General features: G+C 30.8%; 16 protein-coding genes. 7 read left to right on the plus strand and 9 right to left on the minus strand.

What is annotated here, in order from left to right:
• Positions 1–171: 171 nt before the first annotated feature.
• The 7 genes from Q7I96_04615 to truA all read right to left on the minus strand — a co-directional run bounded on the left by Q7I96_04615 (position 172) and on the right by truA (position 9098).
• Positions 172–867, minus strand: coding sequence for a hypothetical protein (locus Q7I96_04615; GenBank protein MDO9626893.1), 696 nt, complete (start codon positions 865–867; stop codon positions 172–174).
• Between the two features lie 79 nt (positions 868–946).
• Positions 947–1972, minus strand: coding sequence for a hydantoinase/oxoprolinase family protein (locus Q7I96_04620; GenBank protein MDO9626894.1), 1026 nt, complete (start codon positions 1970–1972; stop codon positions 947–949).
• A gap of 72 nt (positions 1973–2044) precedes the next feature.
• Positions 2045–3229, minus strand: coding sequence for an ATP-grasp domain-containing protein (locus tag Q7I96_04625; GenBank protein MDO9626895.1), 1185 nt, complete (start codon positions 3227–3229; stop codon positions 2045–2047).
• Positions 3226–4527: a nucleotide sugar dehydrogenase gene (locus Q7I96_04630; protein MDO9626896.1), complete on the minus strand. Its 1302-nt coding sequence runs from the start codon at positions 4525–4527 to the stop codon at positions 3226–3228. Before Q7I96_04630 ends, Q7I96_04625 begins: the two co-directional genes overlap by 4 nt.
• A 293-nt stretch (positions 4528–4820) precedes the next feature.
• A complete protein-coding gene (gene wecB, locus Q7I96_04635) occupies positions 4821–6140 on the minus strand; it encodes a UDP-N-acetylglucosamine 2-epimerase (non-hydrolyzing) (GenBank protein ID MDO9626897.1) in 1320 nt (439 codons plus the stop codon).
• Positions 6141–6403: 263 nt separating this feature from the next.
• Entirely contained in the window at positions 6404–7882 is a 1479-nt protein-coding gene (locus Q7I96_04640; GenBank protein ID MDO9626898.1) for a DUF460 domain-containing protein, read from the minus strand.
• A gap of 355 nt (positions 7883–8237) precedes the next feature.
• Entirely contained in the window at positions 8238–9098 is an 861-nt protein-coding gene (gene truA / locus Q7I96_04645) for a tRNA pseudouridine(38-40) synthase TruA (protein ID MDO9626899.1), read from the minus strand.
• 261 nt (positions 9099–9359) lie between these two features.
• On the opposite strand from truA, the gene Q7I96_04650 reads away from it, so the two are divergent.
• From Q7I96_04650 to Q7I96_04660, 3 genes are all read left to right on the plus strand, one after another.
• A complete protein-coding gene (locus Q7I96_04650) occupies positions 9360–10280 on the plus strand; it encodes a DMT family transporter (GenBank protein MDO9626900.1) in 921 nt (306 codons plus the stop codon).
• A gap of 197 nt (positions 10281–10477) precedes the next feature.
• On the plus strand, positions 10478–11218 hold the full coding sequence (gene hisA / locus Q7I96_04655) for a 1-(5-phosphoribosyl)-5-[(5-phosphoribosylamino)methylideneamino]imidazole-4-carboxamide isomerase (protein MDO9626901.1): 741 nt from the start codon (positions 10478–10480) through the stop codon (positions 11216–11218).
• A gap of 132 nt (positions 11219–11350) precedes the next feature.
• On the plus strand, positions 11351–11806 hold the full coding sequence (locus Q7I96_04660) for an adenylyltransferase/cytidyltransferase family protein (GenBank protein ID MDO9626902.1): 456 nt from the start codon (positions 11351–11353) through the stop codon (positions 11804–11806).
• A gap of 142 nt (positions 11807–11948) precedes the next feature.
• On the opposite strand, the gene Q7I96_04665 is transcribed toward Q7I96_04660, so the two are convergent.
• Positions 11949–14129: a transglutaminase domain-containing protein gene (locus Q7I96_04665; GenBank protein ID MDO9626903.1), complete on the minus strand. Its 2181-nt coding sequence runs from the start codon at positions 14127–14129 to the stop codon at positions 11949–11951.
• Between the two features lie 318 nt (positions 14130–14447).
• Positions 14448–15326, minus strand: a complete 879-nt coding sequence (locus Q7I96_04670; GenBank protein ID MDO9626904.1) for a transglutaminase family protein — start codon at positions 15324–15326, stop codon at positions 14448–14450.
• Between the two features lie 905 nt (positions 15327–16231).
• Between Q7I96_04670 and argC the strand changes: the two genes are divergently transcribed.
• The 4 genes from argC to Q7I96_04690 all read left to right on the plus strand — a co-directional run bounded on the left by argC (position 16232) and on the right by Q7I96_04690 (position 20589).
• Entirely contained in the window at positions 16232–17254 is a 1023-nt protein-coding gene (argC, locus tag Q7I96_04675; protein ID MDO9626905.1) for an N-acetyl-gamma-glutamyl-phosphate reductase, read from the plus strand.
• 204 nt (positions 17255–17458) lie between these two features.
• The gene (locus Q7I96_04680; GenBank protein MDO9626906.1) at positions 17459–17953 is read left to right on the plus strand and encodes a flavodoxin; all 495 of its coding nucleotides are present in this window, start codon (positions 17459–17461) and stop codon (positions 17951–17953) included.
• A gap of 567 nt (positions 17954–18520) precedes the next feature.
• Entirely contained in the window at positions 18521–19357 is an 837-nt protein-coding gene (locus Q7I96_04685) for a protein translocase subunit SecF (GenBank protein MDO9626907.1), read from the plus strand.
• Positions 19354–20589, plus strand: a complete 1236-nt coding sequence (locus Q7I96_04690; GenBank protein ID MDO9626908.1) for a preprotein translocase subunit SecD — start codon at positions 19354–19356, stop codon at positions 20587–20589. The genes Q7I96_04685 and Q7I96_04690 overlap by 4 nt, the downstream gene beginning before the upstream one ends.
• Positions 20590–20912 lie beyond the last annotated feature (323 nt).

Raw genomic sequence — 20912 nt, forward strand, 5'->3', positions numbered from 1 at the left:
ATTAAATACTAGTTAAAATCCAGAATATCGATTTTTCTAATTTTAAATTATTTAAATTTATAGATTAAAAATAAATTATAAATATAAATAAAAATTTTAAAAATATATAAAAAATAAAGAAAAATCCAGAATAAATTTTTTATTGCTTGTTTTTATATTATGATTATTATTCTATTGTATTTTAGAATTTAAAAAACCATAGCTCGTTTCCAATAATTTATAAGTCATAAAAAACGATTCAAAAGACGTAACATTCTCTGGTATCTCATAAACCAAAGTAGGGTAACCTGCTAAGGCCAATGGTTTAGAAAATAGAAATGCAGAAGAACTTTTATATTTTGCATTTTTGGCTGCAGGATAATAATTGAAATTTAAGCCACTAAATTTAATATTTTGTGCAATAGTCACCGAAGGATTATCCATCTGAGGTGTAGCAACATAATATCCTTCACCATAGCCCGTTTGGTGTGCATGAGATATAATAACCAGATTATAGTCCGATTTTTTAACATCGGGCAGTATGAAGGTGGCTGCTAAGCCTTCACCATTTTTACGGCCTTGAGAGTAATCTTGAGGATTTTTTTCTACTACAATATTATAATTGATTATTTCTACTGGAGTTAGAAGAGCAAAAACCCGGGCAGCCCATTGTTCTGGAGCAATGGCAATAGATTCACGGGCATGAATACCAGTTACTATGGCAATTTTAATTTTAGAATCACCATAATGTGCATAGACATCCTTAGTTACATATCCCCTATCATCTGAACCAATCTGGGAATGGGTGCTCAAATTAAGTAGAACCAGTGGTATTAATATGATGGCCATAATCAATATGGCCACGATATAACTATTTTTAAATTCCATGCAATCAATCTCTGTGAAAATGATGAATAATCTAATAATAATTTAATAAAGGTATAGTTGATTAATGTTGATAATTAATTTACTCATCACTCAAATAATCTTCCATCATTATAGCAGTTCCCACAGCCGGGGCCACTACACATTCTTCAGGTGTTAAAAATTCATCCATTCCCGTGAAATCAAGTCCTGCCATTTCAACAGCACGAGCAGCCAGAATATTTCTCCCCAATCCGGTGGTGATTACTTCATCCAAAAATTCCCTCTCAGCAACCTCTGAAATCGCCTCTGAAATCTTAAGGGCCTGTTGTGAGTAAATATAATCACCAATGGATTCAATATCAGATGTACTTAATACATCAAGATCGCCACAAAGTACCCTTGAAATTCGCCTTAGAGAATCTTTTTTTTCTTTACCCGCACCATCAGGAGTATCACAGCTGTATTCCTCTTTAGTGATGTTGCCCAGAACATGATGAACATCAGCAGATATGGCAAAAAGCTCAGAAGATACTCTAAACCATCCCTCATCAAATGGTACTTTATCTACTAGGGCCGCTACATTGGTCCTTAGGGTTCCAGTATAGACCATTTCACCAGTTCCTAATCTTTCCAAGTCCGATCTGCCACGAGCGCATTCTAAACCATTTTTAATAGGAATAATATCTGTTGTAGTGCTTCCCACATCAACCAGAATACAATTTTGGGACATTATGGATGCTATCTGAGAGGTGGCAATCCAATTGGCTGCAGCCACTTGAAGTGGATCTGAAATAACTTGAGAAGCATTCATCATTCCAGAAAGGCCCACATAAGCCACTGGAACATTAAATGTATCTTCAACTTTTTTAACAATATCTAAAACACCATCTTTTTTGGTCTCATAAGCATCAACCAGTTCTGCAGTCATAGAGACTCCTACTGCATCTAATTGATCGATTTCTTCCCCAATTAAATCCAGCAAATAGTCCCCCAACTCTTCATTTTTCATCCACATAGGGAGATATCTGAAATCGGTTTTTATATTTTCGATATCTCCTCCCTGATCAAAATCAATGATGGCCAAGTCGGTATTGGCCCCACCAATATCAAATCCTGCTATTTTCATTAGAAATCACCTTTCTTGATAAATTTAAATAAAAATTCAATTATAGATCTTAGTTAAAATTATAATAGTTTATTAGTTTTTAATGATAATATCCAATTTTTCAGCCCCTTTTTGGAATTCAGAACATCCAGAAAGATTTAAATCACTTGGAAGATTTCCCCTAGCTGAATCAGCAATTGCTAGCCCCAGATTAATATCCATTAAATTTCTTAAAGCCACATAGGGTGTGGTAAGGCGAGAGTTAATTTCTATAAAATAAATTTTATCCGAAAGAATCAAATCAACACCCACATAACCTTTAAGGCCATCAATAGACTCCACAATATTTTTAGCAATACCTAATGCTTCATATTTTAAGGGGTGATCCCAGGGAACTTTACCACCACTATATTCTAGCTCACCATCATCAAATTCAATTTTTTGAAGATTCAAGCTAATAGGAACGGCATTAATACCATTAGAAAGTAAGCTGACACTGCAGGCCTGACCTTCCACAAAATCTTGAAGTAAAACATGAGGAAGTGATGTTTCCATAGATTTTAACGATTCATAAAGTTCTTCAATGGAATTTAAAACTTTTATTCCCTGGCAAGCAACTCCATCAGCCGGTTTAATAATCATTTTCTTATTATTATAAAATAAATTAGAGAATTTATCTGATAATTTATAGAGTATTTTATTTGATGATTTAAGATGATTTTTTTCTTTTAATTCATTCCTAAATTCATCTAAATCAATTTTATAGGTATTTATGAGATTTATATTAATATTGGTGTTTTTATAGTTTTTATTAATTTGATTCTGAATCTTTTTAAGATGTTCATAAGTTTCTAATTTATCCGAACATTTTAAAACAGCATCTGAAGTTGATCCCAGTACAGTTACACCATTATTCTCAATTATTTTAGTTAATTTATAAAGTTCCATATCTTCTTCAGCCGCTACAAATATGCAAGCTTCAAAGTTAGAAATATTTGATTCCAGCCAATTTTCTAAATCAGAACAATTTTTAGGATTAAAATTTACAGTTAAAGGATCACATGCATCCCATTTTTGTAAATATTCATTTTTCAATAATTTTTCGGCAATTAAATAACTAACTTCGAAGGTTCTAGACAGTCCTATAGAATGTTTAATTGAATGTTCTATTTTATTAAAATCGTCCAGAAGGCCTTCCAACATGGCCCTGCCTTCAAATAAAAATTCAGGATCTTCCAGGCCCATTACTGTTGCATATTCGAAAATAAGAACTTTCAAGGCCTTCCAACTCCCTTAAAAATAACACCCTCCTCTCTGAACTTTTCCGGGTCTAAAATGGGCCTAGTGCAGACAAAAACTGATTTTTCAATCATTTCAGGAGTTATATCAAAGTACTCTCTATGATCTGTGATTAAAACAACACAATCACATTTTAATGCTTCTTCTAAGGAAACTGGTTCTGCGCCCATGGCCATGATTATTTCAGAATTTACATGGGGATCATGGGCCATGACTCTAGCGTCTTGAGAAGATAATTCCCTGATAAGAGGTTCAGCCGGCGTTTCCCGAGCATCCGCCACATTTCCCTTATATGCAACACCTAAAACACCAATAGTAGAACCATTTAATGATTTATCAACTTCTTGAAGTGCTTTTTCAATTATATGTGCTACATGGTGAGGCATATGCTCATTAATATTTCTTGCTGTTTTAATTAACTTTGAAGGATTTTCCGTTTCTTCAGCCATCTCTACAATGAAATAAGGGTCAATAGATAGACAATGACCACCTACACCTGGCCCAGGGGTGTGAATATCTACTCTTGGATGGAAATTAGCTGCTTTAATTGCATCAATAGCATCTATTCCCACAGACTCACAAACCATGGCTAGTTCATTGGCCAGAGCAATATTAGTGTCCCTATAAGTGTTTTCCATTAATTTAACCATTTCAGCAGTCATTAAATCCTTGACAGTGATAACTTCACCTTTAGTGATTTTTTCATACAAAAAAACAGCTTTTTTTGAGCTTTCAGCATCAATACCTCCAATAACTCGAGCATTATGGGTCATTTCATATAATGTGTTATAAGGAAGAGCTCTTTCAGGAGTATAAGCAACTTTAAAGTCATTTATAGAGTTAAGGCCACTTTCCTCTAAAATAGGGATTACCACATTTTCACAGGTTCCTGGTGGAATTGTACTTTCAATTATGACCAGATCTCCTTTTTTAAGGCCATTAGAAATCATTTTACAAGCAGATATTACTGCAGAAAGGTCTGAGCATTTATTTTGATCTACGGGAGTAGGTACAATAACAATCAGCACATTAGAATTCTTAACAGCTTCTGAAGCATTTGTAGTAGCCCTTAAATTACCACTAAACACTACTTCATTTACCAGTTCATTTAACCCAGGTTCCATTATGGGAGAAATACCAGAATTAACATTTTCAACAGTACTCTGATTTATGTCAACACCCACTACTTTAAAACCATTTTTTGCAAAAAGTGAAGCAGTTGGCAGCCCTATATGGCCTAAACCAAATATAACTATGTTACAGCCTTCTTCAGTCATTTTATCTCCTGTTTTTTAAATAAAACATAATATTTGAATTTTAATTGAATCATATAATTTATTTGATAACTTTAACAAATAATTACTTTTAAAACACTTGATTCTATCTATAGATTAAGTAAGTAAATCTTTATAGAATATAGCTATTGAATTAATTAAATAAATGTAACTATTATTTATAGAATTAGCATACTCTCTAGCATAATCCCTCTAAAAAAAATATTCCTACATAAAAAAAATTAATTAAATTAATTAAAAACAACATAAAAAAAATTAAAAATAATTAAAAATAATTAAAAATAATTTTGAAGGTATTTATCAAATAAAACCAACTTATTTTTCAAATCAAGATCTTCATGAGGAAATCCTGCTTCATTATTTTCATAAACAACTCTAATTAAAGCATTTTGAGTGCTTTCAAATTCTCTGACAGTGATATTTGATTCTATCAATTCAATTTTTCTTTTAAATTGATTCATGATATCTTCTGGAGATTTTATTTCTAATTCCCCATTTTCATAATCAGTTAAAGTAACATTCAAAATTCTAGAAGATGCATTACCATCACCATATGGATTAACAGCCTTTTTCATTGTTTCCCTGGTTTTTGGATCATTCATAATAAGATTGGCCGTTTCAATAATTTTATCTTTATTGGAACCCACCAAAATGTTTCCCCCAGCGGTAACAGTTTCAGGACGTTCCGTATTATATCTCAATGTCATACAAGGCACATCTAGAGTTATGGCCTCCTCTTGGAGTCCTCCCGAGTCAGTCATGATCATATCAGAATTAGATAATAATAGTAGGAAATCTAAATAACCAACAGGTTTTATGAGTTTTATATTATCTTTTTTAACCAGTTTAGAGAGAAGACCGAAGTTTTCCAGGTTTTTTAAGGTTCGCGGATGTACCGGAAAAATAATGGTTAATTCGTCCAGTTCTATTAATGCATCCGTGATTTGAGTGAGTCTTTCTAGATTATCCACATTTTCTGCCCGGTGCATGGTTAAAGTGAGGATTTTTTCATCCCCTTCAAATTGATCAAGAATATTTGAGTTATTTTCTGCAATTTTGAGGTTTCTTAAACAGGCATCTACCACAGTATTACCCGTTATAATCACATTTTTAGGATTTATGCCTTCTACAATTAGATTTATCGCTGATTCCTCAGTGGGAACATAATATAACTGAGAACAAACATCTGCCACCATACGATTAATTTCCTCAGGCATGGTTTTATCAAAAGACCTGAGACCTGCTTCTACATGGCCCACGGGAATGTGTAACTTAGATGCCACAATAGCACCAGCAAGGACGGCGTTGGTATCACCCTGGACCATCACCATATCTGGTTTTTCTTCCACAAAAACATTTTCAATACCTTTCATCATTTCTGCAGTCTGTTCGCCATGCGATCCAGAACCTACACCAATATTGTAGTCTGGAGTCGGCAATTCAAGATCAGAAAAAAATTGATCAGACATTTCATGATCATAGTGCTGGCCGGTGTGAATTAAAACATAATCAAGATTTCTTTTTATTATTTCATCAATTACTGGGGCCATTTTAATTATTTCCGGCCGAGTTCCTATTACAATAGCTATTTTCATGACACATACCTCATCTAAAGCTTTATAAATTTATATTAATTGTTATATTAGTTCAAAATTAATTTCTTAATTGAACATTCACTATTATAAAATCAATTATAGTTATAAAAATTATATTATAAGAATATTTTAGCTAAATTATGTTATAAATTATCTTCTAAATTCATTTAATTTCATATCATCGATTTAAATAAATATTAGCCGGAAAATACATTGTAATAGTAGAATAATAAATATTTACTTAGGAAAAAGAATAAAATTAGCTATTCTTGTGAATCTCTCTTTCTTTTGGCCCTATACTCATCAATAACATTCCATAATTTCTCTTTCTCGTCTTGGTTCCTTTGTTTTTTAATTTTGTTCTTCCATATTTGAATTTCCTTATCCAAGATTTCTGATTTAACTATGGCAAAATCTTTACCCATTTTAATCCCTATTTTAGAAGATTTAATTAGGGGAATATCATTATTTTCTAAAACTTCCTTTGCTTGAGGTGGCATTTCATCAGAGACAATAATGGCCTTTAAAGATAATTTAGAAAGTAAAGATGCTGTTTGAGATCCTCCTCCACGAGAATTTAAAATAAACACCACATCTCCACTTTTTAAATCTCCTTGATGATATGATTCATTTATTCCATCCCTAGTAAATGATTTAATAATTTTAACGGGTACTGTTTTATCTGAGACTTCAATTGTTTTAATTTTATTAAAAGTCTTTAATTTTTCTTCTAATTTCTCTCTTAAGATTTTTTCATTATTATAACTCATTTGAAGTTTTTTAATGATATTTATTTTAGAAGACACCTTCTTTTCCAGTAAAATTTCGTTGGAGTAATCCTGTTGAAGTTTTTCCAGCTTGAATTTAAGTTTAGATGATTTTTTCTTCTGTTTTCTAATTTTATTTTTAAGCAGTTTATTTTTGTGCCTCAAATTTTTTATTGCATCATCTTGATTTTTAATTTGAGATTCTTGTTGATTTATGCGTCTTTTTAATTTTATTAAAGTTTCTTGAGAATCTAAATTTGAGTCTGAATTGGAATCCAATCCTGTTTTTAAATCAGAAACTAATATATTATCAAAATTTGATTTTTCAGCTTTTATGGTGACTTTTGAATCATTGATAAAATCTAAAGCTTTAGTTATAGGCATTCCATTAATAAAAAGAGTTTTAACCTCTTCTCTCTCGTTAAATGAAAAATTTTTCTCTTTTCCTCTTTTATCAATTTGATTGAACTTTTTTTCATAATTTTTATAAGTTTTAATTGCTGCTGCTAGAGCATCCCGCTGGTGAGCATTATTTGGAGAAAAATTAGATTTTCTATCTCTTAAAAACTCATCTACCATTTCTTTTTTAGATCCAACAGTGAATACACTTGAGGGAGAATCTATTTTAGCATTTAAAGAAGCAGCTAATTTTTTTACCATTTTAGGAGGTGGATAAACATCACTGGCAACTATAATTGCACGGCCATGATTAATTATTTCTCTAACCACCTCAGAATATTTGGCCTCTTTAAAACTTTTTAATGAAAGAATATGGCCATTTAAATCAATTATTGCAATCCCGACTGTCAATCCCGGATCAAAACCAATTATAGTTCTCTTTTTATATTCAATTTTTGGATTATCCTTTTTAAAATTAGAATCATTATCAGAATCTGTTTTGGAAATGGAATTAAAACTAAAATAACCATTAAAATTTTCAGGTATTTTATCTGAATCTTCTTTAGAATTTTCCAAATTGTTTTCTTCAAAATTCTCGTAAAACAGAGAAATTTCCTCCTTGAAAAATATAAATGCTTGGCATTTAAACTTTAATTTGTAAAAAGCTCATTTTCAGAGATTGATTAATTATTAATATAAAATATTACTATAAAATTCAAGTTTAGTATTGATTTGTGTTATTGATTGTAATATGAATAAAAATTATATTTATTATTTATCTAATCAAACAAAATAATAAAATTTTCAATTCACCTTAAAAATGAATAAATAAATAGAATATCAAGAATAATAATGAAAAAATTAAAAAAAGTGAATTGTTAGTTCAAAGTTTTTAATTAGAATAAACCCCATCTAATTCCTTAACTAAGATTCATTGTTGTTTTAAAGATTCCAAATCATTAATCATTGTTTCCTCTAAAAGGGTTGCTGATTTATGTTTGAATAATTCGTCTTTTAGAGTTGATTGGAATCTATAGCAAGCATAATTATCATAAGTAAAGTTAAGATTTTTATAGGTAACATCCATTAAAATCAGATTTTCCGGCACCATAGGTTTTAAAGGAATATTTTTTTCTGGATTTAACATCTCAATTATATCTGAAGGTTTTATTTTACCATTACCTGCTTCTAAAATTGTTTTTACCATTTTTCTAACCATGTTCCACAGAAAACTTTCTCCAGCAACATCAATAACTATTATTTCACCATTTTTAGAAACTTTGACTTCATCCACAGTTCTCAAAGGATTTCTTTCACTTCTTTTTGAAAAATTAATGAAATTATGAGTGCCCTCGAAATATGAAGCTGCTTCTATCATTTTTTCCAAATTAAATCCATTTTCTGATGGAATATCAAGTTCCCATAAAAGAGGATATCTGCTTGCATTCTCAGAAATTATGTATTTATAGTGGCGTTTTAAGGCATGTCTTGGCTTAAACCCATAATGAACTGGGGCCTTGGCTAAAATTTGAATATCTTCCGGAAGATGGTCATTAATTTGATTTATAATAACTTCTTTTTCACTCATGAAAGATATTACATTACCTAAAGCATGAACCCCCCGGTCCGTGCGGCCAGCAATAGAAAAATAAGATTTTTTCAGATCCTCAACCAAATTAGCTTTCTTTAATGCGTAAATTAGCTCTCCCTCAACAGTACGATGATTAGGCTGCCTTTGAAACCCGTGAAAATTAGTTCCAATATATGCAACTTTTAAAGCGACTTTTTTCATGAAATAACACCTTAAATAACTTATAGATAGTATCTGTGAAAAATTATAAAAAATTATAGTTTATAATTCATTTTGAATTAGTTTAGAAGTAGTATATATTCTAGTTAACTAATGTATTTATCTTAAAAATGTTTATAGTTTAATATAAATAAACAGAAACAATCAACATTCTGAGTAAGAGTAATAAAAAAAATAAGACTAAAAAATAAGACGAATAATTGTAATTAAACGACATTTTCTAACATTTGAGGAGAAATTTGTATGAAAAGGTTATGGGGATATTTAAGCGTAATTACTGCCACGTTGTTTTTTGGTATAGCTACCCCATTTAACAAAATATTGCTACAAGAAATGCACCCCCTAACCATTGCTGCCTTGACTTATACAGTTGCTGGAATCTTTTTATTCACGATTCGACAATCACCCCTTAAAGAAAAAGCCTTAAATGTTTTAAACAAAAAAAATAACTCTGAAAACTTTATTAATAAAAAAGATTATGTAATTCTGATTGTGACTGCCCTATTCACTGCTTTTATAGCACCCATACTCTATTTAAACGGTTTAAATCAAACAACTGCAGTGAATGCGTCACTTTTGCTAAATGTCGAAGTACTCTTCATAATAATCATGAGTTTAATCTTATTTAAAGAAGTTCTTAGGAAAAAGGACATTTTAGGAATGGGCCTTATTATTGTGGGAGCTGTTTATCTTGCTACAAAAGGAGAAATAGCAGATATCTTCTTCAAAGAAAGTTTTATAGGGAGTCTTCTGATTATTGCAGCTGCTTTCTTTTGGAGTGTTGATACTGTACTAAGCAAATTTTTAAGCAATAAAAGAGATTTAATATGGATCGCTGGGCTTAAAAGTTCTATTGGAGGAATATTTCTATTAATAACTACCTTATTTTTAGGAATAAGTCTTAAAACTCCCTGGGAAATGTTGCCGTTGCTTCTTTTTGTGGCAATTTTTAGCATCGGTAGTTCATTTATTCTAATTTATTTCGCCATAAGAGAACTAGGATCTACCCGAGTAGGGGCCATATTCCCATTATCATCCCTATTTGGGGCAATATTTGCATTTATAATTTTAGGAGAACCTTTAACTGCAATAGAATTGTTATTTGGATTATTAATGCTTTTAGGAGTTTTTATCCTCTATTGGAATCCGAAAAAAATGTCTTAAATTACGTTTTGTCATGGTAATAAAATATTAATGGGATTTATTCAAATAATTTAAAATTCTAAGAATTGTATATCTCTAAAAATTATAATCAATAGTATTATAATCAATAGTATAATTATAACTATTTTAATTTAATATTAGTAGATTAGATACTGCAATAAAATTTTAATAAAAAATCAGATTTATTAGGTGTAAAAATGTCGTTCCAAGATAATAAAATGCTTATTATTCCTGCAGTTGATATTAAAAATGGAAAATGCGTCCAGCTGGTTCAAGGAAAACCCGGCACTGAACAGATAATAATTGAAAATCCTGCTGAAGTTGCCAGAAGCTGGGAAGAAAAAAATGCCACCAATATCCATGTTATCGATCTAGATGGGGCCTTTGGTGAAAAAAATAATATTTCTGTGGTGAAAAAAATTTTAGATACAGTTTCTGTCCCCATACAGATGGGCGGGGGTATAAGAACTAAGGAATATGCTAAGGAACTTCTGGATATGGGAATTAAAAGAATCATTCTCGGGACCATGGCCATTGAAAATCCACAGATCGTGCAAGAACTCGCTAATGAATACGGTAGCGAAAGAATAATGGTTTCTCTAGATAGTAAAGACTCTAAAGTCGTGATAAAAGGATGGACTGAAAAAACTTCTAGAACAGCGCCAGAAATGGGACAAATTTTAGAAGAAAACGGAGCAGGTGGAATATTATTCACCAATGTTGATGTGGAAGGACTTTTGAATGGATTTAATTTAGATCCAGTCCTTGAATTAGTAAATGCTGTCAAAATACCTATTGTATATTCTGGCGGAATAAGTTCTCTTGAAGATATTAAAACACTGCAAAAAACAGGAGTTAAAGGAATAGTTATTGGTTCCGCTATTTATAAAGGAAAAATTGACTTTGAAAAAACTCTTAAATATGAAAATATTATTTAAAACTCTTCTAAATTAAATTTAATAAATTTAAAAATCAATTAAGATAAATATTAACTATAAAATATTGAAAAAATAATTGAAAACTTTTATAATTACTTTATTTCAATTAATACCAATTATAAGGTGAAAACCATGAAAATAGTGATGGCGACCGGCACTTTTGATCTCATACACCCAGGACACGGCCTATTCCTGGAAGAAGCCAAAAAATTAGGTGGTGAAGACGCTAAACTAGTTGTTGTGCTGGCCAGGGATTCTACAGTGCGGTCCAAGAAGAGAATTCCAATTATAAATGAAAAACAGAGGTTGGAAATGGTTAAATTTTTAAAACCTGTTAATGAAGCAGTTTTAGGTAGTGAAACCGATATGTTTGAAGTTGTGGAAAAAATAAACCCAGACATAATCGCTATTGGCCCTGATCAAAAATTTGACCTGGATTATTTGAGAAAAGATCTGAAAAATAGAGGATTTAATTGTCAAGTGAAAAGAATTACGAAATATCATAAATCCAATTTAGATAGTTCTTGTAAAATCATAAAAAAGATTAAAAACAGCGAATTTGATGAAAATGCTTTTAAAAATTGCTGAAATCATTTTTATAACATTAATTTATTTATAAAATTAATTTATTTGTTATTTTTATTTAATAGCTAATTAAATTTTTTAATATGCATTAATTCAATTGTACTAATTCAATTTATTTTATTTTGGACATAATTAAAAAAAAAAATTAAAAAGGCAGTTCAATATAACTGCCCTTTATGTAAGCTGTTTTTGTATTCCAATTATTTATAACGCCAAGTTTGTTTTTAGAACTGGTTGCATCTGCGTCGTACCATCTATTGTCAATCAATAGCTGAGTCCAAATGTGTCCATAGATATTTCCGCTGTTAAAAGTACATGAACCATGTACATATCTTGCTGGAATCCCTGCTGCCCTGGCCAATGCCACCAGGAGATGTGAATGGTCTACACAATTACCGGATTTTGCTATCACGGTTTTTACAGCCCCATATTTAGTATTATAATAGAAGTTATATTGCAAGTTATCCCTAACCCAATTGAAAATCTTCACAGCCTTCTCATAAGTCGAATTTGAACCATTAGTAATGGTTTTTGCAAGTGCAACTATGATGGGGTCTGTTGATTGAGAATTTTTGGTCTCTTTAAGATAATTTTGAGGGTTAAAAGGTGCAAAACTTATTTCCCATGAATCTATTTCTGTGTAACCCGGCAATCGCTCGTTTTGGCCGTAGAAATTAATGATTTTAGAAAATATGTAAGTCAGTGATTCATATTGAATTTTCCCTTTTGAACTGGTTACTGAACCTGGTGCGGTTCCAAAAGATTCTATATAGGACTTTACCTTCTTAACAATGTCTAAATATTCAGTCTGATTTAAGTTACCATTAATTAAATCTCCAGAGGAATTGAGGGGTGCTTTAACATTTAAATTAAATGCAGGAATTCCTGTTCCCATATTTATAGCCGATATAGTATCTGCCATTATTTTAAGGAACTGTGCTATTGACAGTCGAGTATTTGAAATTTGAACGTCTGCTGGAAGTCGGTGGTTGGTTTCAATGTAAGTTTTTAGAGTATTGGCAGCGTTAATGATTTGAATAACGGTTGATGAAACTGAAGTGTTATTTCCTGAACTGCAATTAATAATTTGAGGGTTTATTAATCCATATTGATACAGTATAAATCCTTTGGCACCATTTTTGAGAGATTGTTGTATATCGAAGCCTAATTCTGTTGAATTAAGTGTTGTTAACTGTTTGTCTGATTTATATGTCTGGATAAAATCCAGTACTGGTTTTCCGTTAGTTTTATTAACTATGTACTGAGTCATAGATCCTATCCAGGCGGAATCTTTATTATTAATCCCTTTTAACAGTTTAGGGACCATATAATCAAGACATTGGGATAGTTTACCATAATCCTGTCCATAGTATTTGGAACTTTCACTGCTAGGCATTAATGTCCCAGACAGAGTAACATTTGGTTTAATAGCATTAATAGAACTAAAAATCTTTTGAACAAAAGATGTAATGGCCTCCGTACTGTTCGTATTCTTGGAAGCGACTCCCTCACCAACTCCCGAATAGCAAATGTCGTCCAGAAGAATTCCATCAATATTAAAGTTTTTAGTCACATTAACTATTTTAGAAACCAATTGATCTCTGTAAGTACTATTAAATCCATAGCGAGTCTCGGTGTTATAGTAAGTCTTTTCAACCCATTTATAATGAGTTTTAGTGACCCATTTGTAAGATTTTTGGTAGCTGTATTTGTATCTGGTTTCATTGGTTAATTTATATTGAATTTTATATTTCCACACACCATTTGACTTATACCAAAACTTGTAAGGTGTTTTAACCGTTACTTGAGATGGTGTTTTAATGGTTTTTGTGTAAGAAACCTTTTCTTTAACTGAGTAGGATACCTTTACATTTTTTTTGTAAGGTAATTTTACTGTATATGAATATTTACCCTGGGGATCGATCCACTGACCTTTCCCATCTTTAAAGCATGCAATCCAAATATTTACTCTTATTCCAGAGTTATTGAACTTAGATAGTATTCCATTGAGAGTTTTGGTATAAGATGACAATAAGAAATCGTTGTATTTAATGTAAACATCAGTAATGCCGGATTTTTTCAATGCTGTAGTGTTGATACTGTTTATATCTTCAGCCTTAAGCCATAGTCCTTTAACTGAGGCTTTAGACTGGTTAATTACTGAATTATTGGATTTTTGAATAGTAGTTGTATTGTTAGTTACTGGAATTGAGTTATTCACATTTTCTGTATTAGATAGATTTGTAGAGGTGGCGTACGCATTATTCATACTTAACAGTGCTATTCCCAAAATGAGAAGCACTGCAAGCAATTTGCGTCGCTCCATTATTGGCCTCCTCGTTACCAGTAAAATTGAATTTATCTGGTAAGATTTAGCTTGGTTTACATGACATATATATTTTTTATGAAAAAGAAATAGTCAGCTACAATTATTTTAAAGTAATTCAACCAATATTGATGTTTAAATCTTGAATAGAGAATAAATTAATCTTAATTAATTTAATAAAAAAATTTTAAAACTAATAATTATTTGTTTTTGTTTTATAGTCCTTAATAAAGCAATTAAATAGCAGACGGGTCAATCTATAAAATAATCCATAAAATAACAGGCCAATTTTTTATCTAAAAAAATAAAAAAATATAATTAGAATGATATTTCAGGGTAAAAACCATGTATGGTTGCCGTTGCAGTATTCCAACTTTTAATTACTCCAAAAGTGTTACTGGAACTAGTAACATCGGCATTATACCATTTATCATTCACATATAACTGAGCCCAAACATGCCCATAGGTATTTCCACTGTTAAACTTACAATCACCATGACCATATTGTGCTGGAATGCCTGCAGCTCTAGCCAAGGCAATTAATAAATGAGAATGATCCACACAATTACCAACTTTTGCTTTCAAAGTTTTCACGGCACCGTATTTAGTGTTGTAATAGAAAGAGTAGTCCAGATTATCCCTAACCCAATTGAAAATCTTTACTGCCTTCTCATAAGAACTATTCGTACCATTAGTTAATTTATTAGCAAGTGCAACTATAGTTGGATCAGTTACCTGACAGTTTTTAGTCGATTTCAAGTATTCTGAAGAATAGGTGTAACCTGTTTTTGCAACAGATTTGTACTTAGTTTCATATACCCATTTATAATATTTTTTGTACTTGGTAACGTATTTATACGTGTAGAAATACTTTGTTCTGTATTTACCATTCCAATAGTACCTTTTTTTAACTAAAACTTTGACTTTAACTTTGTATGATTTATAGTAAGCAACTTTGACATGAACTTTGTATGGAACTTTGACATAGTAAGTATAGCTAATTTTTGGATCCGTAGAGCCTGCTTGAGTAGAAACTTTCTTTGCAGTCAAATTCGCATTAGTGACATTTTGAGTATTTGAAGTTGAATTCGATGTGCTCAAGTTTGAAGTCAAATTAGATGTTTGATTAGATGCATTTTGTTGATCTACAGCATTAACATCATTGATTGGCATTACTACTGCTACAAAAAGTAACAAAAGTACTGCAATAAGCGAGTGTCGCTTAATTTTACCGCCTCCATGCCAAGAAAATAACTATTAAATAATAGCCTTAAAGTTGAAAATATTTCAGAGAAATAGATTATTCCTCTAAAAATGCCATTTTAAGTCCCATTATTCAATTAAATAAGTCATGAACTTCTTGGACATGAATTCTTTCACTATTGTATAACATATAAACTTTTTGATTTAAATCTGGAAAAAAAGGTGTATTAAAACTCTTTTTCTTAAATAAGGCATTCATAATAGTAATCGAATTCAGTCAATCATAATATCTAGTATCAATATCTTTTTTTACAAGTTGATGGCCCATTAATGTTTATTTATAAAAAATAGAAAATAAATGCGAGTTTTTTAAAAAGTATTTCGACTTAGATAGGGTATAAATAATTTTAAAAATGAATTGGTTTAAATTAAAGCCATTATGAATAATTATTTTATTGAATACTGAAATTTATAAGTATTCTGCTTAATTAAACATTTATAAACCTTTTTAGCTCGAAAAACAATTTTTTGATTATTTATTCTTAATTAATAATAAATCAGAACAAATAGTTATCATATTCTGATTTTAACCAGCATTATACTCCAAAACTAGAATAGGAATTTATAATCAAGCTAAATTAAAATTAAAATTAAAATTAAAATTTAAGATTAATTGAAAGATTGAATGCTCAACATTTGAGAAATTAGTATTAATTGCAAATAAACAATCCATATTTAATTGAATCTATATTAAATTTAAAAGAATCATATAAATTAAAAATTAGATATAATGGTTTGTATAAAACAAAATATATTTGATTTGTATAATAATTAATAATAAATTAAATAACAAGCATATAGATTATAATTTATAATCAATTTAATAAAATGGTGAAAACATGATAAAAGTAGGCATAATAGGTGCCAGTGGATATACTGGTGGAGAATTACTCCGTTTTTTGCATAATCATTCACAGGTGGAAGTTTCAGCCATAACTTCACGCCAGTATGCAGATAAAGCTGTTTATAAAGTACATCCCCATCTAAGAGACTCTGATTTAGTTTTTCAGGACATAAAAGCATCTGAAATTGATGCAGATATTGTTTTCACAGCAACACCCCATGGAGCTTCCATGAATATTGTCCCGGAGATCTTAGAAAGTGGAGCAAAGGTAATTGATTTAAGTGGAGATTATCGTTACGATAATATTGAAACTTATGAAAAATGGTATAATCTAAAACACGCCCATCCTTTAGATGCAGTTTATGGGCTTCCAGAACTTTACCGAGAAGATATTAAAAAGGCTAATTTAGTAGCCAATCCCGGATGCTTCCCTACTGGATCAATTTTAGCTTGTATGCCATTGATTAATGAGAAACTTGTGGAAACCGTGATTATTGACGCTAAAACTGGAATAAGTGGTGCTGGAATAAATCCAACTCCAGCAACTCATTTTCCAAACTGCAGTGACAATGTAATTCCTTACAATGTGACCAGTCATCGGCACATGAGTGAAATAGATGAAAAACTCAATCAAAACGGTTCAGTTAAAGTTTGCTTCACCCCACATCTTGTTCCAGTTATTAGAGGAATTTTAACCACAGTACACACCTTTTTAAAAGAAGGAATAAAAGACGATTTGAGTTCAGAATATTTGGAAGAAATTTATAAAGAGTTTTATGTTGGCGAACCATTTGTAAAAGTTTTAGAAGATGGAGAAATTCCTCGCTTGAGTGCAGTTCGCGGATCAAACTTTGCACATGTCGGCTGTTTCCAGATCGACCATCACGGCCGTGTGGTGATTGTATCTGCCATTGACAATCTGGTGAAAGGTGCTTCTGGTCAGGCTATCCATAATATGAATCTCATGTTTGGATTTAAGGAAAATGAATCCCTGGAATTTCTGGGAATGCATCCTTAATTTATAGATTAATTTCTTCAAATTTTTTAAAATTAAAATCTATTGGACTTTATTTTAAATTAAATTTGGAAATTAAATTTTTACAAACAATTCCAAAAATATTAATTAAATAGAATCATAACTTATAACAAGAGATTATTAGTTAAAAGATTTAAAATAAAAAAGCCTAATTGTAAGCTAAATTTAGAAATAATAGGTGTTTAAATGAAAACAATTGTTTTGTATTATTCCCGAAGTAGAAAAACTGCCACTGTTGCTGAGACCTTGGCTGAAGAATTATCCGCAGATCTGCAAGAAATAAAAGATGTGAAGGAGCGTTCAGGAATATTAAATTATTTAGGCGCTTCTGTAGATGCATTCCGGGAAAGCAAGACCAAAATCACCCCTGAAAATTTAAATCTTGACAATTATGGAATTATATATCTAGGTTCTCCCACTTGGGCCGGGAAACCCTCTCCCGCAATAATTACATTTGTGGATAAAGCAGATTTGAAAGGAAAGGATGTAATATTATTCGCAACTATGGGTAATCAAGGTGCCAAAAGTGTTATAAAAAGAATGCAAGAAAAAATTGAGGCCAGAGGGGCTCGAATGGTTAATTCATTCAGTATAAAAACTAGTGGTAAGGAATTAATTGAAATAAAAGAAGAAACTTGGAAAAAGATAGGAGAATTAGATCTGAAGATCTATGGAAATTAATATTCAATAAGATATTTCTTCTTACTTTATTCAAAAAATTTAGAATATATAATTTGTTATAATTTTTTTTTATTGAAATATATAATTTTTATCCCATCTATTTCATCTAAAGCTTTAAATCATCTGTTGATAATTATACACCAAAATAGGTTTTATTTAATATTAATTACATGAAAAGCCATTATTAAAATATTAATCCAATCATCCCATTATTTAGTTTTAAAACTTTTTTTATAAAATAAAATGTAAAAAATATAATAAAAAATATAATAATATTCCCATTTTTAAAAACATTTGTGAAATAAGTATATTTAGTATAATATAGTACATAATTAAAATTGAAGAATATTTAATACATAAAATTTATAAAAAATTAATGGAGAAATAGAGAAATAAAAATAATCTGGAAATAATATAAATTAAAGAATAAAAAGCCATTTTAATCAGAAATAATTTAATCATGAAATAACTTGATTATTAATTTTTAATCATGTTAACAAATCCTGATTAAAAAATAGCAGATTATATTTATTTACAATCCGGATAACTCGTTTAAACGGTGATTCAATGTTTAAAAAACTAATGGAATCATATAAACCATTGATTGCAATACCAGTAATTATCACATTACTATCCGTGATATTATTGGCATCGAATGGTTTAAATGAAGGTATAGATCTTAAAGGAGGATCATTGGCTGTTTTAAGCTTAGAAAAGTCCATAAGCTCCAATGATTTAAAAATAATGATTGAAGATGGGCTTAATTCAACTGAAGTCAGTGTTCTTTCTATAAATAATAATAAGGCAACTGTTCAGATAGATAGTACTGCAGACGTAGAACAATTAGCAAATTTAATGAAAGGAACTGCTACTATTTCCAGTTTTAGTTCCGTAGGGCCCGTTTTGAGTGCACAGTCACTTACTCAAGTTTACTGGGCTGTTGGATTTGCATTTTTATTCATGTCCATAACAGTATTTATAATATTTAGAGAGATTGTTCCCTCCATAGCAGTTATTTTAGCAGCTTTGTCTGATATTTTAATTGCATTAGGGGGAATGTCATTATTTGGAATTCCACTCTCACTGGCATCCGTGGGTGCCATTTTAATGTTAATAGGTTACAGTGTAGATACAGATATTCTATTAACAACCAGATTACTGAAAGGAAAAGAAGGTACTTTAACAGAAAGAACTCTTGATGCTTTGAAGACTGGTTTAACCATGTCAGTAGCAGCAATAGCTTCAATGGGAGCATTATACTTAGTTACAATATTCTTAATACCTCAAGCGGTTGTTTTAAGTAATATTGCTGCAGTTCTTATAATTGGTCTGGCCGCAGATATCATAGCTACCTGGCTCATGAACCTTGGAATACTCAGATGGTATTTGGAGGCAAGAACATGAAGCAAAAAGGATTTAAAGGATTTATAAGGGACCGTAGATCCATACTGCTAATTGTTCTAGTCATTGGCAGTTTACTGGCCATTTCTGCTTTTGGTATTCAACAAGGGCTGGATTTAAAAGGTGGATCCCTTATCCAAATCCAGTTGGAAAAACCAGTTGATACAGATACCATGAACACCGTTACCAGTGTTTTGGATAAACGTCTGAACATATTTGGTGTAAAAGATGTAAAAGTAAGATCCAGTGGTAATCAATACGTCATTGTGGAAATTGCTGGAGTTCAACCAGACCAAGTGTCCAAAATTGTAGGTACTCCTGGTAAATTTGTGGCCAAAATAGGAAATGAAACGGCTTTAAATGGGGCAGATATTGTTAGTGTGGAGGCACCAATAATCACTGACAACCAATATGCCGTTCCATTTAAAGTAAGTATAGGTGGAGCAGATAAATTTGCTAAAATAGCTAAAGGAAAAGCCGGTCAACCAGTTAATATGTATCTGGACGATCGACTTATAACTTCTCCCGAGGTTTCTGCAGAATTAGCTGCAGGAAATCCATCTACATCCGTTCAAATCAGCGGAGGAGCTGAATCAAAAGAAGCCGCGGAAGTTCAAGCTAAAGAACTGCAAACACTGCTTAAATCAGGTGCACTACCTGTTAAAGTTAAAATTGTTGGAGTAAGTAGTGTTTCTGCAGAATTAGGTAAACAATTTGCAGATGGAGCTTTTATTGCCGGAATATTAGCTATTTTAGCTATTTCCGCAGTCATAATGGTTAGATACCGAAATCCATTACTGGTTATACCTATTATCTTCACCACGCTGGCAGAATTAGTTCTAATTCTTGGTACAGCATCAATAATTCACTGGAGTATAGATCTAGCAGCCATTGCAGGGATTATTGCGGCCATTGGAACTGGAGTAGACGATCAGATAATTATAACTGATGAAGTTCTTAAGGGAAAAAGTCTAAAAGATAGAAGAAGCCGTAGAACTAAATTCAAAATTAAAAGCGCTTTCTTCATTATCTTTGCATCTGCAGGAACTCTTATTGCGGCCATGTTACCTTTAGCATATGTTGGTTTTGCAAGAGGAGCTACTGGAATTGGTGTTTTATCTGGATTTGCATTTACTACCATAATAGGAATAATAGTGGGAATATTCGTAACCAGGCCAGTTTACGCCAAGTTCATAGAAGTTCTTATGGAAAGAGAAACAGATAAAGCAAGTTAAGAAATAATAAGGATAATTATAATTTAACTAAACTTAAATTGTTAAATTTTTAATTATTTCTAATTCATTTCTTAATTTCTCATTTTTTTATTTTTATTTATAAGCATAAAATTAATTTTAAATATGCATTTAACTTCTATTAAAGAAAATAATTAGTTTTAAAGATGTATTTCTTTGTGCTTTGGCCAATTCATTTATTTTTAATTACATTTTTAAAAAAAATAAAAATTAATTTTAATGAATATCCTTATCATTACATAATAGATTAAAATATAATTGCCTTAAAACATTGTTTTAAATCATTTATTTTAACAAAGATAATT

The sequence above is a fragment of the Methanobacteriaceae archaeon genome, assembly GCA_030656015.1.
Taxonomy (GTDB): Archaea; Methanobacteriota; Methanobacteria; order Methanobacteriales; family Methanobacteriaceae; genus UBA349.